At 61.7% G+C, this 14,646-nt stretch carries 14 protein-coding genes; 9 read left to right on the top strand and 5 right to left on the bottom strand.

Going from position 1 to position 14,646, the window contains the following annotated elements:
* Nucleotides 1-105: 105 nt before the first annotated feature.
* Nucleotides 106-1,266: a hypothetical protein gene (locus D906_RS01775; protein ID WP_027615054.1), complete on the top strand. Its 1,161-nt coding sequence runs from the start codon at nt 106-108 to the stop codon at nt 1,264-1,266.
* 91 nt (nt 1,267-1,357) lie between these two features.
* Nucleotides 1,358-2,800, top strand: a complete 1,443-nt coding sequence (locus D906_RS01770) for a SulP family inorganic anion transporter (protein WP_027615053.1) — start codon at nt 1,358-1,360, stop codon at nt 2,798-2,800.
* Nucleotides 2,801-2,869: 69 nt separating this feature from the next.
* On the opposite strand, the gene fusA is transcribed toward D906_RS01770, so the two are convergent.
* Both fusA and D906_RS01760 read right to left on the bottom strand, forming a co-directional pair.
* On the bottom strand, nt 2,870-4,981 hold the full coding sequence (gene fusA / locus D906_RS01765; protein WP_019098398.1) for an elongation factor G: 2,112 nt from the start codon (nt 4,979-4,981) through the stop codon (nt 2,870-2,872).
* 73 nt (nt 4,982-5,054) lie between these two features.
* Nucleotides 5,055-5,480: a hypothetical protein gene (locus D906_RS01760; protein ID WP_019098397.1), complete on the bottom strand. Its 426-nt coding sequence runs from the start codon at nt 5,478-5,480 to the stop codon at nt 5,055-5,057.
* A gap of 140 nt (nt 5,481-5,620) precedes the next feature.
* Between D906_RS01760 and D906_RS01755 the strand changes: the two genes are divergently transcribed.
* Nucleotides 5,621-5,923, top strand: coding sequence for a hypothetical protein (locus tag D906_RS01755; protein WP_025753382.1), 303 nt, complete (start codon nt 5,621-5,623; stop codon nt 5,921-5,923).
* A gap of 3 nt (nt 5,924-5,926) precedes the next feature.
* On the opposite strand, the gene D906_RS01750 is transcribed toward D906_RS01755, so the two are convergent.
* Both D906_RS01750 and gcvA read right to left on the bottom strand, forming a co-directional pair.
* Nucleotides 5,927-7,177 carry an aspartate aminotransferase family protein gene (locus tag D906_RS01750; protein WP_019098396.1) on the bottom strand — a complete coding sequence of 417 codons (1,251 nt, stop codon included), beginning with the start codon at nt 7,175-7,177 and terminating at the stop codon, nt 5,927-5,929.
* A gap of 120 nt (nt 7,178-7,297) precedes the next feature.
* A complete protein-coding gene (gene gcvA / locus D906_RS01745) occupies nt 7,298-8,194 on the bottom strand; it encodes a transcriptional regulator GcvA (RefSeq protein WP_016711586.1) in 897 nt (298 codons plus the stop codon).
* Between the two features lie 255 nt (nt 8,195-8,449).
* On the opposite strand from gcvA, the gene D906_RS01740 reads away from it, so the two are divergent.
* From D906_RS01740 to D906_RS01730, 3 genes are all read left to right on the top strand, one after another.
* Nucleotides 8,450-9,832 (top strand): amino acid permease, encoded by a 1,383-nt coding sequence (locus D906_RS01740; protein ID WP_016711585.1) that lies wholly within the window; start codon nt 8,450-8,452, stop codon nt 9,830-9,832.
* A 57-nt stretch (nt 9,833-9,889) separates the two neighbouring features.
* Nucleotides 9,890-10,387: a PaaI family thioesterase gene (locus tag D906_RS01735; RefSeq protein ID WP_025753385.1), complete on the top strand. Its 498-nt coding sequence runs from the start codon at nt 9,890-9,892 to the stop codon at nt 10,385-10,387.
* Nucleotides 10,388-10,474: 87 nt separating this feature from the next.
* Nucleotides 10,475-11,170: a glutathione S-transferase N-terminal domain-containing protein gene (locus D906_RS01730; protein ID WP_019096369.1), complete on the top strand. Its 696-nt coding sequence runs from the start codon at nt 10,475-10,477 to the stop codon at nt 11,168-11,170.
* Nucleotides 11,171-11,175: 5 nt separating this feature from the next.
* On the opposite strand, the gene D906_RS01725 is transcribed toward D906_RS01730, so the two are convergent.
* The gene (locus tag D906_RS01725) at nt 11,176-12,792 is read right to left on the bottom strand and encodes an inorganic phosphate transporter (RefSeq protein WP_019096368.1); all 1,617 of its coding nucleotides are present in this window, start codon (nt 12,790-12,792) and stop codon (nt 11,176-11,178) included.
* A 211-nt stretch (nt 12,793-13,003) separates the two neighbouring features.
* Here D906_RS01725 and D906_RS01720 point away from each other — a divergent pair, with 211 nt between their 5' ends.
* The 3 genes from D906_RS01720 (at nt 13,004) to uvrY (ending at nt 14,644) form a co-directional block, all read left to right on the top strand.
* Nucleotides 13,004-13,435, top strand: a complete 432-nt coding sequence (locus tag D906_RS01720; protein ID WP_016711581.1) for a GNAT family N-acetyltransferase — start codon at nt 13,004-13,006, stop codon at nt 13,433-13,435.
* Nucleotides 13,436-13,552: 117 nt separating this feature from the next.
* On the top strand, nt 13,553-13,942 hold the full coding sequence (locus D906_RS01715; protein WP_027608766.1) for a helix-turn-helix domain-containing protein: 390 nt from the start codon (nt 13,553-13,555) through the stop codon (nt 13,940-13,942).
* Between the two features lie 63 nt (nt 13,943-14,005).
* A complete protein-coding gene (uvrY, locus tag D906_RS01710) occupies nt 14,006-14,644 on the top strand; it encodes a UvrY/SirA/GacA family response regulator transcription factor (protein WP_003251380.1) in 639 nt (212 codons plus the stop codon).
* Nucleotides 14,645-14,646: the final 2 nt, after the last annotated feature.

Below are 14,646 nucleotides of genomic sequence, written 5' to 3'. Positions count from 1 at the left end.
ATGGATCACAAGCGCCGCAGTGGAGGGAAATGCGGAAATGTGATTTATCTTGCTTTATCTTGTAAGCTATAAATTATAGTCATCAAGATAATTGAGGATAAAGCCATGTCTCCGATCCGCCCGCTCCTGCGTCGCGACCAATTGGCCAAGGCCCTGGCCAAAGACCTGGCTGGCGAGTCGCTGGTCGACTACAGTTCGGGCATGTTCCTTGCCGCACCAAGGCGTACAGGGAAAAGTACCTTTCTCAATAACGACTTCATCCCTGAGTGCGTGCGTCTGGGCTGGCTGCCGGTTTACGTCGACCTCTGGTCGGACCGTAATGCGGATCCGGCCGAGCTCATCAGTGGTGCGATCGGTGCAGCGCTGGCTAGCTTTGAAGGCGCGCTGACGAAAACTGCGAAAAAGGCCGGTATCGACAAGATCAACCTGCTGCGCACCCTCAGCTGGGATTTCACTCGGCCTCAACTACCGTCGGGCACTACCCTCGCTCAGGCACTTGCTGTATTGCACCAAGTGTCGGGCCAGATGGTTGTGCTGATCATCGATGAGGCCCAGCATGCCCTCAACAGCGAAGATGGCCTTAACGCGATGTTCGCCCTCAAGGCTGCGCGTGACAACCTGAACCGTGGTGATCGCCCGGATGGCCTGCGGCTGGTGTTCACTGGCTCCAGCCGGGACAAGTTGGCCAACTTGGTGCTCAAAAGCAAGCAGCCGTTCTTCGGCGCCAGTATCACGCCATTCCCGTTGTTGGGGGGTGAATATGTCGAGTTCATCACTGCGCTGTGGAATCGGCGCCTGGCAGACAGTAATCAATTCAAGGTTGATGACCTGGCGTACGCTTTTGAGCGGGTGGGGCGGCGCCCGGAAATGCTCAACAAATTACTGGCCGAGGTCAGCGTTGGTCTGGGAGAAGCGGGCAATTTGGGCGAACTTCTGCGCACCGGGGCGCTCAATCATCAGGCTGGCGTGTGGAGCGACTACGAAAGTGCCTGGAACGAACTCTCACCCTTGCAGCAAGCGGTGCTTGAGGTCATCGCCGAGCGCACTGTAGGCCGCCAACCGTTTTCGCCATTTACCGAGCAGACTTTGGTCGAGGTAAGTCGCAAGCTGGAGCAGGCTCAGGCAGAGGTCATCGCCAGCACGCCTAACGTACAGAAAGCGCTGGATGCTTTGCGCGAGAAGGAACTGGTATGGAAAGCCAATCGTGGTGAGTATGCGCTGGAGGATGCCGCCATGGCCGAGTGGCTGACCCGCGCTGCGCGCTAGCGGCCTTCGCGGTGGCCGCTGCCAGACAAATTCCGTAACATCGCGCCCCTTGTTTTTGTATCGCCCGCCCGGGCCGCACCACAGGATATCCATGAAACCCGCCCGACTACGCGCCGACCTGCTCGCTGGCCTCACCACCTCGTTCGCCCTGGTGCCCGAGTGCATCGCTTTTGCCCTGGTGGCCCACCTCAACCCTTTGATGGGCCTGTATGGCGCATTCATCATCTGTACCCTGACTGCGCTGTTCGGCGGTCGGCCCGGGATGATCTCCGGCGCCGCTGGCTCAATGGCCGTGGTGATCGTCGCGCTGGTGGTGCAGCACGGCGTGCAGTACCTGCTGGCGACGGTGTTGCTGGGCGGGGTGGTGATGATCCTGTTCGGCCTGCTGCGCTTGGGCAAACTGGTACGCCTGGTGCCGTACCCGGTGATGCTTGGCTTCGTGAACGGCTTGGCCATCGTCATCGCCATGGCTCAGCTGGAGCATTTCAAGGACGGTGAGCACTGGCTCAGTGGTGCGCCGCTGTACCTGATGATCGGGCTGGTAGCGCTGACCATGGCGGTGGTTTACGTGCTGCCGAAGCTGACCCGTGCAGTTCCGCCGGCGCTGGTGGCGATCCTGGGTGTTGGCCTGCTGGTTTACCTGCTCGGGCTGCCCACCCGCACCCTGGGTGACATGGCGCACATCGCCGGTGGCCTGCCGGGGTTGGCGCTGCCGGATGTGCCCTGGAACCTGGAAACCCTGAAGATCATCGTCCCCTACGCAGTGCTGATGGCCATGGTCGGGCTGCTGGAAACCCTGCTTACCCTCAACCTGACCGATGAAATCACCGAGAGCCGAGGCTTCCCGGACCGCGAGTGCGTGGCGCTGGGTGCGGCGAACATGGTCTCGGGCCTGTGCGGTGGCATGGGTGGCTGCGCGATGATCGGGCAGACGGTGATCAACCTCAGTTCCAATGGCCGTGGCCGGCTGTCCGGGGTGGTGGCCGGGGTGATGATCTTGCTGTTCGTGTTGTTCCTGTCGCCGCTGATCGAGCGCATTCCGCTGGCGGCACTGGTGGGTGTGATGTTCGTGGTGGCCCAGCAGACCTTTGCCTGGGCGTCGCTGCGGGTGCTTAACAAAGTGCCGGTGAATGACGTGCTGGCGATCATTGCGGTCACTGTCGTGACAGTGTTTACCGACCTGGCCATGGCGGTGCTGTTCGGCATCATCATCGCGGCCCTTAACTTTGCCTGGCAGCATGCGCGGGAGTTGTATGCGGACTGCCATGAGGATGCGCAGGGCGGCAAGCATTATCAGGTACATGGCACGCTGTTCTTCGCCTCTACCACCTCGTTCCTCAACCAGTTCGATGCGGCCAGCGACCCTGCTCAGGTGACGCTGGATTGCCAGCATCTGAGCTTTGTCGATTACTCGGCGATTGCGGCATTGAAGACCCTGCGTGAACGGTATGCCAAGGCGGGCAAGCAGCTGCGGGTGGTGCACTTGTCGGAGCGGTGCAAGAAGCTGTTGAAGCGGGCAGGTGAGCAGCACTGAGGGTGGGTGGTTGCCTGTGCCGGCCTCTTCGCGGCTAAAGCCGCGAAGAGGCCGGCACAGGCTAATGAGTCACTCCCCGCGGTTCTTCTTCACAATGGCATCGGCAATACTGGCCGGTGCCTCGGCATAGCGGGTGAACTCCATCGAAAAGCTCGCTCGGCCCTGGGTCATCGAGCGCATCGAGGTGGCATAGCCGAACATTTCGCCCAGCGGCACCTCGGCACGGATCACCTTGCCTGCCGGCGTTTCGTCACCGTCCTGAATCATCCCGCGGCGTCGGCTGAGGTCACCCAGAATGTCACCCTGGTACTCCTCCGGCGTCACCACCTCCACCTTCATCACCGGCTCCAGCAGCACCGCGCCACCTTTCTGCGACAGCTGTTTGGTGGCCATCGACGCAGCGATCTTGTAGGCCATTTCGTTGGAGTCGACATCGTGGTAAGAGCCGTCATACACCGCCGCTTTCAGGTTGATAAGCGGGTAGCCGGCCAGTACGCCGTTTTTCATCTGCTCTTCGATACCTTTCTGTATCGCCGGAATGTATTCGCGTGGTACCACGCCACCGACAATCTCGTTGATGAACTCCAGGCCTTCCTTGCCTTCGTCGCCAGGGGCGAAGCGGATCCAGCAGTGACCATACTGGCCACGGCCGCCGGACTGGCGGACGAAACGCCCCTCGATCTCGCAGGTATTGCGGATTTTTTCGCGGTAGGCCACCTGCGGCTTGCCGATGTTGGCCTCGACATTGAACTCGCGGCGCATGCGGTCGACGATGATGTCCAGGTGCAACTCGCCCATGCCCGAAATGATGGTCTGGCCGGTTTCTTCGTCGGTGCGCACGCGGAATGACGGGTCTTCCTGGGCCAGCTTGCCCAAGGCGATGCCCATTTTTTCCTGGTCGGCCTTGGTCTTCGGCTCGACGGCCACGGAAATCACCGGGTCGGGGAAGTCCATGCGCTCCAGGATGATCGGCTTGTCCATGTCGCACAGGGTGTCGCCGGTGGTCACGTCCTTCATGCCGATCAGCGCCGCGATGTCGCCGGCGCACACGTCCTTGATTTCGGCGCGCTGGTTGGCGTGCATCTGCACCATGCGGCCGATGCGTTCCTTCTTGCCCTTGACCGAGTTCAGTACTGCGTTGCCCGAGCTGAGCACGCCGGAATACACCCGGGCGAAGGTGAGGGTGCCGACGAAGGGGTCGGTGGCGATCTTGAATGCCAGGGCCGAGAACGGCTCTTTATCGTCGGCGTGGCGCTCCAGGTGCTTATCTTCGTCATCGGGGTCGGTGCCCTTGATCGCCGGGATTTCCGACGGGGCGGGCAGGTAGTCGATCACCGCGTCGAGCATCAGCGGCACGCCTTTGTTCTTGAACGAGGAGCCGAGGATGGTCGGTACAATTTCGTTGGCGATGGTGCGTTGGCGCAGCGCAGCCTTGATCTCGTCGACACTCAATTCCTCGCCTTCGAGAAACTTCATGGTCAGCTCATCGTTGGCCTCGGCGGCGGCCTCGATCATATGCGCACGCCATTCGTCGGCCAGCGCCTGCAGTTCTTCGGGAATGGGTTCTTCGCGGTAGCTGGTGCCCTGGTCGGCATCGTTCCAGTAGATGGCCTTCATTTTCACGAGGTCGATTTGGCCGACGAAGTTTTCTTCGCTGCCGATGGCCAGCTGGATGGGTACCGGGTGGTGCCCCAGGCGCTGGTCGATCTGCTTGACCACGCGCAGGAAGTCAGCACCCTGACGGTCCATCTTGTTGATGTAGGCCAGGCGTGGCACATGGTACTTGTTGGCCTGGCGCCAGACCGTCTCGGACTGTGGCTCCACCCCGTCAGCGCCGCTGAATACCACCACCGCGCCATCGAGCACGCGCAACGAGCGCTCCACCTCGATGGTGAAGTCGACGTGGCCGGGGGTGTCGATGATGTTGAAGCGGTACTTGTGCGCGAACTGTTTGGTCGAGCCTTGCCAGAACGCCGTGGTCGCCGCCGAGGTGATGGTGATGCCGCGCTCCTGCTCCTGGGCCATCCAGTCCATGGTCGCGGCGCCATCGTGCACCTCGCCCATCTTGTGGTTGACCCCGGTGTAGAACAGGATCCGCTCGGTAGTCGTGGTCTTGCCGGCGTCAACGTGTGCGACGATGCCGATATTGCGGTACAGCTCGATGGGCGTTGTGCGGGCCATGGCGGACTACCTGCGGATGGGCGGATTCCACCACGTTAGCAGACCGGTGGAATCCTGCCCTGCCGCCGGGCCGTCAGTCGGCCTGGGCTTGCAGCATCCATTGGCCATCCACTTCACGGGCCAGGCCGCTGGCTGGCAGCAGGGCCAGCAGGCGCGGGTGCAGAGCGGCTTCGGTGAAGGTCTTGAGGGTGCTCAGGTCCAGCGCGCCGACCAGATTGAGGTCGGCCTTGGTGTACGACAGCCAGGCCTTCTTCAGCGCTTGGGCAACATCGCTACCCGAGGTGCTGGCAAAGCGGCGGTGCCACTGACGGCCGTCGAAGGTGAAGCTGTGGGCGTGGCTGTAGGTGCTCTCGTCACCACCTTCGGCGCAGCGGTGGCAGCGGCACGGGCCTTCGCCGAAGGCATTGCGCAGGTAGCTGTTGAAGTCCACGACGGGCTTGAGGGACAGGCGTTTGTCGACATCGAACAGGTCGGCGATCAGGGGTTCTTCGGCGCTCACTCGGGATCCTCGTGTGGTGTGGCGTGCATCGGCGGGCACCCTAACAGATCGGGGCATTCAGATCACCTGTAGAGACAACCGGGACCGCCTGCCGTACTCTACGCGCCCATACGCCTACACATCCACTGAGGTAACCCCGCTTGAGCACCAAGTACCCGTACATCGCCACTGTGACCATCAGCGCTGAAGACCGCGGCGCAGATACCGAGGCCGCGGAAAACCCCAACATGCGCGTTGGCCTGGAAGCGGTGACCGAAACCCTGAAGAAGGTGCATTTCGTCGGTACGCTCGCGGCCCCCGAGAAATCGGCCACGCACATTTGCGTGACCCTGGAGAACGGCCTGACCTACTACGGCCCGATCGTCAACGGCCATGCCGAACTCGAAGGCGGCTGGATTGCCTTCGAGTCCGACATGCTCACCCCGCAAGAACTGGGGCTGTAAGCCTCAGTTCAGCTCGGCCAGGCACTGCTCGAGGATATCCAGGCCTTCTTCGAGCACCTCGGCCTCGATGGTCAGTGGTGCCAACAGGCGGATAATGTGCCGTGCCTTGCCGCTGGGCATCAGCAACAAGCCCTTGGCCCGCGCGGCGTCCATCACCTTGGCCAGTTGTGCCGGCGCCGGGCTGCCATCGGCATTGACGAACTCGATGCCACGCATGGCGCCCACGCCGGTCAGGCGGCCGATGAACGGGCTCAGGCCTGAGGCCTGCCAGCGCTGATGGCGGCTGACGATGGCCTGCTCCTGGCGCTCACCCCAGGTGGCGATGTTCTCGTCGGTCATCTGCGCCAGGCTGGCCAGCGCCGCCGCACAGGCAATCGGGTTGCCCGAATAGGTGCCGCCCAGGCCGCCCTTGGGCAGCGCAGCCATCAAATCCTTGCGCCCGACCACCGCACCCAGTGGCATGCCGCCGGCAATGCTCTTGGCCAGCAGCAACAGATCGGGTTCGATGCCAAGGCGTGGGAAGGCGAAGCGTTGGCCGGTGCGGCCGAAGCCCGACTGGATTTCGTCGATGATAATCAGGATGCCGCGCTCGTCGCAGAAGCGGCGCAGGGCCTGGGCGAAGGCGGGGTCAAGGGCGAGGAAGCCGCCTTCACCCTGCACCGGCTCGAAAATGAACGCTGCCACGTCTTCCACAGCCAGTTCGACGCTGAACAGGCGGTCCATGGCCTTGAGCGCCTGCTCGCAGGTCACGCCGGTGTCGGCGCTGGGGTAGGGCAGGTGGTACACCGGCCCAGGCAGTTCACCGACCCGCTGTTTGTACGGGGCGACCTTGCCGTTGAGGTTCAGGGTGGCCAGGGTGCGGCCATGGAAGCCGCCGTCGAAGGCGATGATGGCCCGTTTGCCGGTGGCGCCGCGGGCAACTTTCAGAGCGTTTTCGGCCGCTTCCGCACCGCTGTTGGTGAGCATGCCGGCCAATGGATAGCTGACGGGCACGAACCCGCTCAGTTGTTCCATCAGTGCCAGATACGGGCCGTGCGGGGCGGCGTTGAAGGCGTAGTGGGTCAGGCGGGTGGCCTGGGTCTGGATCGCCTCGACCACGGCGGGGTTGCAGTGGCCCAGGTTGAGCACACCGATACCACCGACGAAGTCGATGTAACGTTTGCCGTCGGTGTCCCAGACTTCGGCATTGCGGCCATGGGAAAGTGTGATCGGGTGAACGATGGCAATGGATTGGCTGATACTTTCCTGGTTCATGGGCACGCGGGACCTTGTTCGAGTTTCTTATTATCCAAGCGTGTTGGCGGGTTATTCCGCAAACGAATTATTCGATTGCGATCATTCCGTGGATTCGTGATCTTGCCGGCGCGGTCAATATCAATCGCCCTCAGCCACCCGCTCCCGAATCCACTGCACAAAGGCCCTGATCTTCGGCACTTCGGCCGCATGCTCGGCATGGGCGATAAAGTGCCGGCCATTGCTCGCCACCGGGTGGTCCCAGGCCACCACCAGCTTGCCCTCGCTTAGCTCCTCTGCCACCAGATAGCGCGGAATCAGGGCGATACCGCAGCCTGCAATCGCTGCGCGAATGCACAGGTAGAACGTATCGAAACGCGGCCCGTGGTAGCTGTTCTGGCTATGCAGCCCCAGCCCCAGAAACCATTCGTGCCAGGCCTCTGGCCGTGACACGCACTGCAGCAGCCGGTGCTCGGTCAGCGCCTGGGCACTGTCGAAAGGGTGGTTGGCCAATAGCTGCGGGCTGCACACCGGCACCACTTCTTCGCTGAACAGCTCGATGCAGGTCGCCCCGGGCCAGGTGCCTTGGCCGAAGAAAAACGCGATATCGGCCTTGGCCTGCACCAGGTCGAACGGTTCCAGTTCGTTGCGCACGTCCAGGTGAATGCGTGGGTAGCGGTCGCCAAAACCCTTGAGTCTGGGCACCAGCCAGCGTGCACCGAAGGTGGGTTGGGTGGCGATGCGCAGTACTTCGGTTTCATCGCCGTAGCTGAGGATGTAGCGGCTGGAAATGTCGATCTGGGTGAGGATCTTGTTCACTTCGGTGAGGTACAGCGCGCCGGCCGGGGTCAGGTGCAGGCGGCGGCGAATGCGCTGGAACAGCGAGTGCGAGAGCATGTCCTCAAGCTGCGCCACCTGCTTGCTGACGGCGCTCTGGGTCAGGTGCAGTTCCTGCGCCGCGCGGGTGAAGCTGAGGTGGCGGGCGGCCGCTTCGAAGCACTGAAGGGCGGTGGTCGAAGGCATCAGGCGTTTGGACATGACGGGCAAATACCGAGCAAAAAAGGAAGGAGTTCATTCCAAAGCGGAATCATGTGGTTCGAAAAGGTCGTTTGTTGACCCCGGCCTATAGATTAATACTGACCTGGATCAACGATTACAACCGGTCGTGCGAAGAGGAGGTTTGTAACCGCTTCCGGCATCTGCAAAACAACAACAACGAACATCAGAAATTTATAAGAATTCTGCTCCGACCTTCAGCCGCTTCGCTGCGGCCGACCCATTCGAGGGTTCTTCATGGCTTCGCAACACAACAAGAAACAGCGTTCCCTGCAGCACGGCCTGACCTCCCGTCAGGTTTCCATGATTTCCATTGCGGGCATTATCGGCGCCGGCCTGTTCATCGGCTCCTCCAACGCCATTGCCACCGCCGGCCCGGCCATCCTCATCTCCTACGCCATGACCGGCCTGCTGGTCTTGCTGGTGATGCGTATGCTGGGCGAAATGGCCATCGCCAACCCTAACAGCGGCTCGTTTTCCACCTATGCCTCCGAAGCCATTGGCCCATGGGCGGGCTTTACCATCGGTTGGCTGTACTGGTGGTTCTGGGTGCTGATCATTCCGGTCGAGGCCATTGCCGGCGCTGACATCCTCCACGCCTACTTCCCTGGGGTGCCATCGTGGCTGTTCGCCTTCCTGATCATGCTGGTGCTGTCGGGCACCAACCTGATCAGCGTGAAGAACTTCGGTGCCTTCGAGTACTGGTTCGCCCTGGTCAAGGTGGTGGCGATCATTGCCTTCATCGTGGTCTGCACCTTGGCCGTGTTCGGCTTCTGGCCGCTGGCAGAGGTGTCCGGGGTCAGCCGACTTTGGGACAACGGCGGCTTCATGCCCAACGGCTTCGGGACGGTGCTGGGTGGTGTACTGATCACCATCTTCTCGTTCTTCGGTGCCGAAATCGTCACCATTGCCGCTGACGAAACCGCCAACCCTAAAGACAAGATCCGCCGCGCCACCAACCTGGTGGTGTACCGTATCGCCATCTTCTATCTGGCGTCGATTTTCCTGGTGGTGTCGCTGGTGGCCTGGAACGACCCTGAACTCAAGGCGGTCGGTTCGTTCCAGCGCGTACTGGAGGTGTTGAACGTGCCAGGTGCCAAACTGCTGGTTGACCTGGTGGTGTTGGTAGCGGTGACCAGTTGCATGAACTCGGGTCTGTATACCGCATCGCGCATGCTCTATTCGCTGGGTGCCCGTGGTCAGGCACTGAGCGTTACCAAGCGCATCTCCGGCTCCGGGGTACCGACCGTGGCGGTGATCTTCTCCACCCTGGCAGGCTTTGCCGGTTGCTTCGTCAACTATGTGTTCCCGGGCAAGGTGTTCGGCTTCCTGCTGTCCACCACCGGTGCCATCGCCTTGCTGGTGTACCTGGTGATTGCCGTGTCGCAACTGCGCATGCGTGCCCGGGCCGAGCGCGAAGGGCGGCCGCTGGAACTGAAAATGTGGCTGTTCCCGTGGCTGACCTGGCTGGTGATCGGCACCATCGTCATGGTGCTGGGCTACATGCTGTTCAGCGATGCCTACCGCTACGAAACCCTGATGACTGCTGGCGTCACCCTGTTCATCCTGCTGGTTTCGCTGACCCAGCGGCGTGCCAAGGTGGTTGCCCAGACGGCCTGATGTTTCTGCTTTAATGGGGGCGTTGCGCGCCCCCATTTCAATAAGCACAGGAAGCGTATGAACGACCAAGCCCTTTCCCTCCAGGCCCTCGCGGCACCCGACGGCACGTGTTATGGCTGCGGGTGCTCCCACCCCAGCGGGCTGCACCTGCAAAGCCACTGGGACGCCGACGGCGTTCATCTGATATGCCGCCATGCGCCCGACAGCACCTTCATCGGCTGGCCCGGCCTGGTTTACGGCGGCCTACTGGCGATGCTGGTCGACTGTCATTCCAACTGGACGGCCATGGCTTACCACTACCGCAATGAAGGCCGCGAGCCGGGCAGCCTGCCGCGCATCGACTGCGTCACGGGTACGCTCAACCTGACCTACCTGAAACCCACGCCCATGGGCGTCGAGCTGTTGCTCAAGGCGCGTGTGGAAGGGGAAGTAGGGCGCAAGAGCCGGGTGATCTGCGAGGTCTGGGCCGACGATGTGCTGACCGTGACCGCCGACTCGGTGTTCGTGCGTGTCGACACCGAAAAGCTCAAGCTCAAGGCCCACGGTCAGGCCTGAGTTGCCAGCGCTGATAAGTGGTCGGTGATGGTCAGCGGCCGGGGATGTCTCTAGAGTGACAGGTTCATTCCCCAGGCAAGGCTGATCATGACCGATCTCAGTGCTTTCCCGATTACCCGCAAGTGGCCCGCCAAACACCCAGAACGCCTGCAGCTGTATTCGCTGCCGACACCCAACGGCGTCAAGGTGTCGATCATGCTCGAAGAAATCGGCCTGGCCTACGAGGCGCACAAGGTCAGTTTTGACAACGATGACCAGTTGAGCCCCGAGTTCATCTCGCTCAGCGCGAATAACAAGATCCCGGCCATCCTCGACCCCAACGGGCCGGGTGGTCAGCCGCTGCCGCTGTTCGAGTCGGGGGCGATCCTGCAGTACCTGGCGGAGAAGAGCGGCCAACTGCTCAGTCAGGACCCTGCCCAGCGTTACCAGACCCTGCAGTGGCTGATGTTCCAGATGGGCGGCATCGGGCCGATGTTTGGCCAGGTTGGCTTCTTCCATTTCTTTGCTGGCAAGGAATATGAAGACAAGCGTCCGCGTGATCGCTATGTCAACGAGTCCAAACGGCTGCTGGGTGTGCTGGATCGGCACCTGAAAGGGCGGGAGTGGATGGTGGACGCGTACAGCATCGCCGACATCGCCATCTTCCCGTGGGTACGCAACCTGGTGGAACGTTACAACGCGCGGGAGTTGGTAGGCTTTGATCAGTTCAAGGAAGTGCAACGGGTACTGGCCGCCTTCCTTGAACGGCCAGCCGTGCAGCGCGGCCTGAAGATTCCTGCCTGACTGACCTAGAGGACCTGGTTCAACAACCAGTACAGCGACCCTGCCAGCACCATGGCTGCCGGCAGGGTCAGCACCCAGGCCATCAGCAGGTTGATCAGTGTGCGTTTCTGTATGCCTGAGCCGTTGGCGACCATGGTGCCGGCCACGCCAGAGCTCAGCACATGGGTGGTCGAAACCGGCAGCCCGAACACGTCCGCCGCGCCGATGGTGCACATCGCAACCACTTCAGCCGAGGCGCCCTGGGCATAGCTCAGGTGGGTCTTGCCGATCTTCTCGCCCACCGTCACCACGATACGCCGCCAGCCAACCATGGTGCCCAGCCCCAGCGCGATGGCCACGACCACCTTCACCCACAGTGGAATGTAGCGGGTGGCATCGTCCAGTTGGGCCTTGAACAGTTCTACATGGCTGCGGGTGTCGGCATCGAATGCCACCAGGTGTTTTTTCTCGATCAGGCGAATGGTTTCGCTGGTCAGGTACATGTCGTTGCGCACATTGGCCATGGCTTCAGCCGGCACGCGCTTGAGCGAGCCATAGCCTTTGACCTGGTCGCCGATCATCCCGGTCAGCGCCGCGAGTGCCGGCACCAGTTGCGGGCTGGCCTTGGGCTCGGCAATGAACAAGGTCAGTACTTGGCGCGGGTCGGCCGGGGCCGCTTGCGGGTCGCTGCGCACCAGCGCCTGGCGGGTTACTTCGGCGACGGCAGAAAACTGCAAAGCCTGTTCGTTGGGCATGGTCTTGTTCAGGGCATAGGCCATGGGCAGGGTGCCGACCAGGATCAGCATGATCAGGCCCATGCCTTTCTGGCCGTCGTTGGAGCCGTGGGCAAAGGATACGCCGGTGCAGGTGAGGATCAGGACGCTGCGGATCCACCACGGTGGTGGGGTGCGGCTTTCCGGCGCCTGATACAGTTCCTTGCGCTTGACCAGTGCGCGCAACGCCATCAGCAACAAGGCCGCGCAGGCAAAGCCGATCAGGGGTGAGAACAGCAAGGCATAGCCGACTTTGCTGGCCTGGGCCCAGTCCACGCCACTGGTGCCGTCACGCCCATGCATCAGCGCGTTGGCCACACCCACGCCGATGATCGAGCCGATCAAGGTGTGTGAGGACGAGGCTGGCAGGCCCAGCCACCACGTGCCGAGGTTCCAGATGATGGCGGCCAGCAGCAGGGCGAAGACCATGGCAAAGCCGGCCGAGGAACCGACCTGCAAAATCAGCTCCACCGGCAGCAGGGCAATGATGCCGAACGCCACCGCGCCGCTGGAAAGTAACACGCCAAGGAAGTTGCAAAGCCCGGACCAGACGACCGCCACCGGTGCTGGCAGCGAGTGGGTGTAGATGACCGTGGCGACTGCATTGGCGGTGTCATGAAAACCATTGACGAATTCGAAGCCCAGGGCAATCAGCAGCGCCAGGCCCAGTAGAAGGAACGGTGTGACCGTGGTGATTACCGTTCCGCTGGCCGTTACATCCTGTTTCAGGCTCCAGACGGTATAGGCAATACCGGCCAGTAGCAGGCCGAAGAACAACACGAGGGTGGCGCGCCCTGGCGTGTGGGCAAGCTGCGGGCGGGAATCGCGCCGGGCCAGTTGCGGCTGGCTGGCCAGTGACGGGGTTGCCATGGGTGCTCCCGTTGGCGTTGGGCGTGGGTGCCGAAGGCTTTGAGCATAGAAACAATTCGTAACCCGGCCGTGACCTTGATCAATGAATTATCTAGGCTCAAGACAGACGGTAATGGCAGGGTCGCGCGATGATTCGCTACAAGAAACGCGAGGCGTACCCGCAGGGGCGGTGTTTGTGCGACCGTGTGTCATCCCCGATGAGCGAAATGCGATGCCTTTACAGTTAACCCCCGCCAACGACCGCCACTGCACCTTTGCCCGTGACCTCACGCGCCGCGCCATGTTGCCGTACTACCGCGAATACGACCTGTTGTGGATCGAAGAAGCCTTCGACGAGGCCTGGGGCTGGCGCGAGCAGTGGCTGGTGACCGAAGGCGACACCCTGCTGGGTTTCTGCAGCCTTAGCCAGGACCGCCAGGCGTTGTTCATCCGCGAGTTGCACCTGTTGCCCGAGCACCGTGGGCGCGGGGTCGGCAGCTGGGTATTGGAGCAGTTGGCGCTCTGGGCCAGGCAGCGGCGCCTGCCGCTGCTGCGGCTGATGGTGTTTCGCAGCAACCCGGCCCGTCAGCTGTATCAGCGCCACGGTTTCGTTGAAATGGGAGAAGACGATTGCTTTGTGCGTATGCAGCGAGCCATCAATTAATAGCCCAATGATGGCTTGTCGTGACCCCAGACCATGGGCATAGTGGATCCACATGTTTGTGCCGCCTACGGACGGTAGGGCGGGCATCTGGCATATCAGGGAAGAGGAGAGCCCCCAATGAATGGATTCGGTCCGCGGCTGCGGGAAGAACGCGAACGACTGGGCATGACCCAGCGAGTTTTTGGCGATATCGGCGGTGTCGAGCCCAATGCTCAGGGCAAGTATGAAAGCGGTGAGCGTACCCCTCGGATCGATTACCTGGCCGCGTTGTCTGTCAGGGGGGTGGATGCGCTGTATGTGCTTAGCGGTACACGCACCCCTGCACCGCTCGAAGGTTTGAGCACGGATGAGTCCGGTTTGCTGGGGGCATTCCGCCAACTGCCGTTCGAGGATCAGGCGGCGATTTGGCACCTGTTGGGGCGTTTGTCCAGCAACGGTAAACCCCGGCAAACAGCGAGGCCTCTGCCCGTTGAGCGTCAGGCGTTTCTGACGGAATCAATGCGTTAGGCCCACCGTGAAAAATTTTGTTAAGGTGGCGGGATCCAATCGCCCTGCTGACGAGGTGTGTGCTTGATTAGGGTCTTAGTGGTCGATGATCACGATCTGGTACGAACCGGTATTACGCGCATGCTCGCCGACATCGACGGCCTGCAGGTAGTGGGTGAGGGGGACTCGGGCGAGTCGGCGCTCAAACTGGCCCGTGAGCTCAAGCCGGATGTGGTGCTGATGGACGTGAAAATGCCCGGCATCGGTGGCCTGGAGGCTACCCGCAAATTGCTGCGCAGCCATCCGGACATCAAGGTAGTCGCCGTGACGGTGTGCGAGGAAGACCCGTTCCCCACGCGCTTGCTGCAGGCCGGCGCTGCCGGCTATCTGACCAAGGGGGCAGGCCTTGATGAAATGGTCCAGGCTATTCGGCTGGCCTTTGCCGGCCAACGCTATATCAGCCCGCAGATCGCCCAGCAGTTGGCATTGAAACCGTTTCAGCCGCAGGGTTCGCCGTTTGACGCGTTGTCCGAGCGGGAAATCCAGATTGCCCTGATGATCGTCGGCTGCCAGAAAGTGCAGATCATCTCTGACAAGTTGTGCCTTTCGCCCAAGACCGTCAATACTTACCGTTATCGGATCTTTGAAAAACTCTCGGTTACCAGCGACGTCGAACTGACCTTGCTGGCCGTTCGCCACGGTATGGTCGACGCAAGCCTGTAAAA

Source organism: Pseudomonas sp. LAIL14HWK12:I1 (assembly GCF_003202095.1).
Taxonomy (GTDB): Bacteria; Pseudomonadota; Gammaproteobacteria; order Pseudomonadales; family Pseudomonadaceae; genus Aquipseudomonas; species Aquipseudomonas monteilii.
Note: the sequence above shows the minus strand (reverse complement) of the source record. Positions and strands in the feature narration are given on the sequence as shown.

Bases quoted from the DNA above. Each gene is read 5' to 3' on its own strand.
- D906_RS01775 (WP_027615054.1), top strand. From the start codon at position 106: ATGTCTCCGATCCGCCCGCTCCTGCGTCGCGACCAATTGGCCAAGGCC.
- D906_RS01720 (WP_016711581.1), top strand. From the start codon at position 13,004: ATGCCTTTACAGTTAACCCCCGCCAACGACCGCCACTGCACCTTTGCC.
- gcvA (WP_016711586.1), bottom strand. From the start codon at position 8,194: ATGTCCAAACGCCTGATGCCTTCGACCACCGCCCTTCAGTGCTTCGAA.
- fusA (WP_019098398.1), bottom strand. From the start codon at position 4,981: ATGGCCCGCACAACGCCCATCGAGCTGTACCGCAATATCGGCATCGTC.
- D906_RS01740 (WP_016711585.1), top strand. From the start codon at position 8,450: ATGGCTTCGCAACACAACAAGAAACAGCGTTCCCTGCAGCACGGCCTG.
- D906_RS01770 (WP_027615053.1), top strand. From the start codon at position 1,358: ATGAAACCCGCCCGACTACGCGCCGACCTGCTCGCTGGCCTCACCACC.
- D906_RS01730 (WP_019096369.1), top strand. From the start codon at position 10,475: ATGACCGATCTCAGTGCTTTCCCGATTACCCGCAAGTGGCCCGCCAAA.
- D906_RS01715 (WP_027608766.1), top strand. From the start codon at position 13,553: ATGAATGGATTCGGTCCGCGGCTGCGGGAAGAACGCGAACGACTGGGC.
- D906_RS01750 (WP_019098396.1), bottom strand. From the start codon at position 7,177: ATGAACCAGGAAAGTATCAGCCAATCCATTGCCATCGTTCACCCGATC.
- D906_RS01725 (WP_019096368.1), bottom strand. From the start codon at position 12,792: ATGGCAACCCCGTCACTGGCCAGCCAGCCGCAACTGGCCCGGCGCGAT.
- D906_RS01735 (WP_025753385.1), top strand. From the start codon at position 9,890: ATGAACGACCAAGCCCTTTCCCTCCAGGCCCTCGCGGCACCCGACGGC.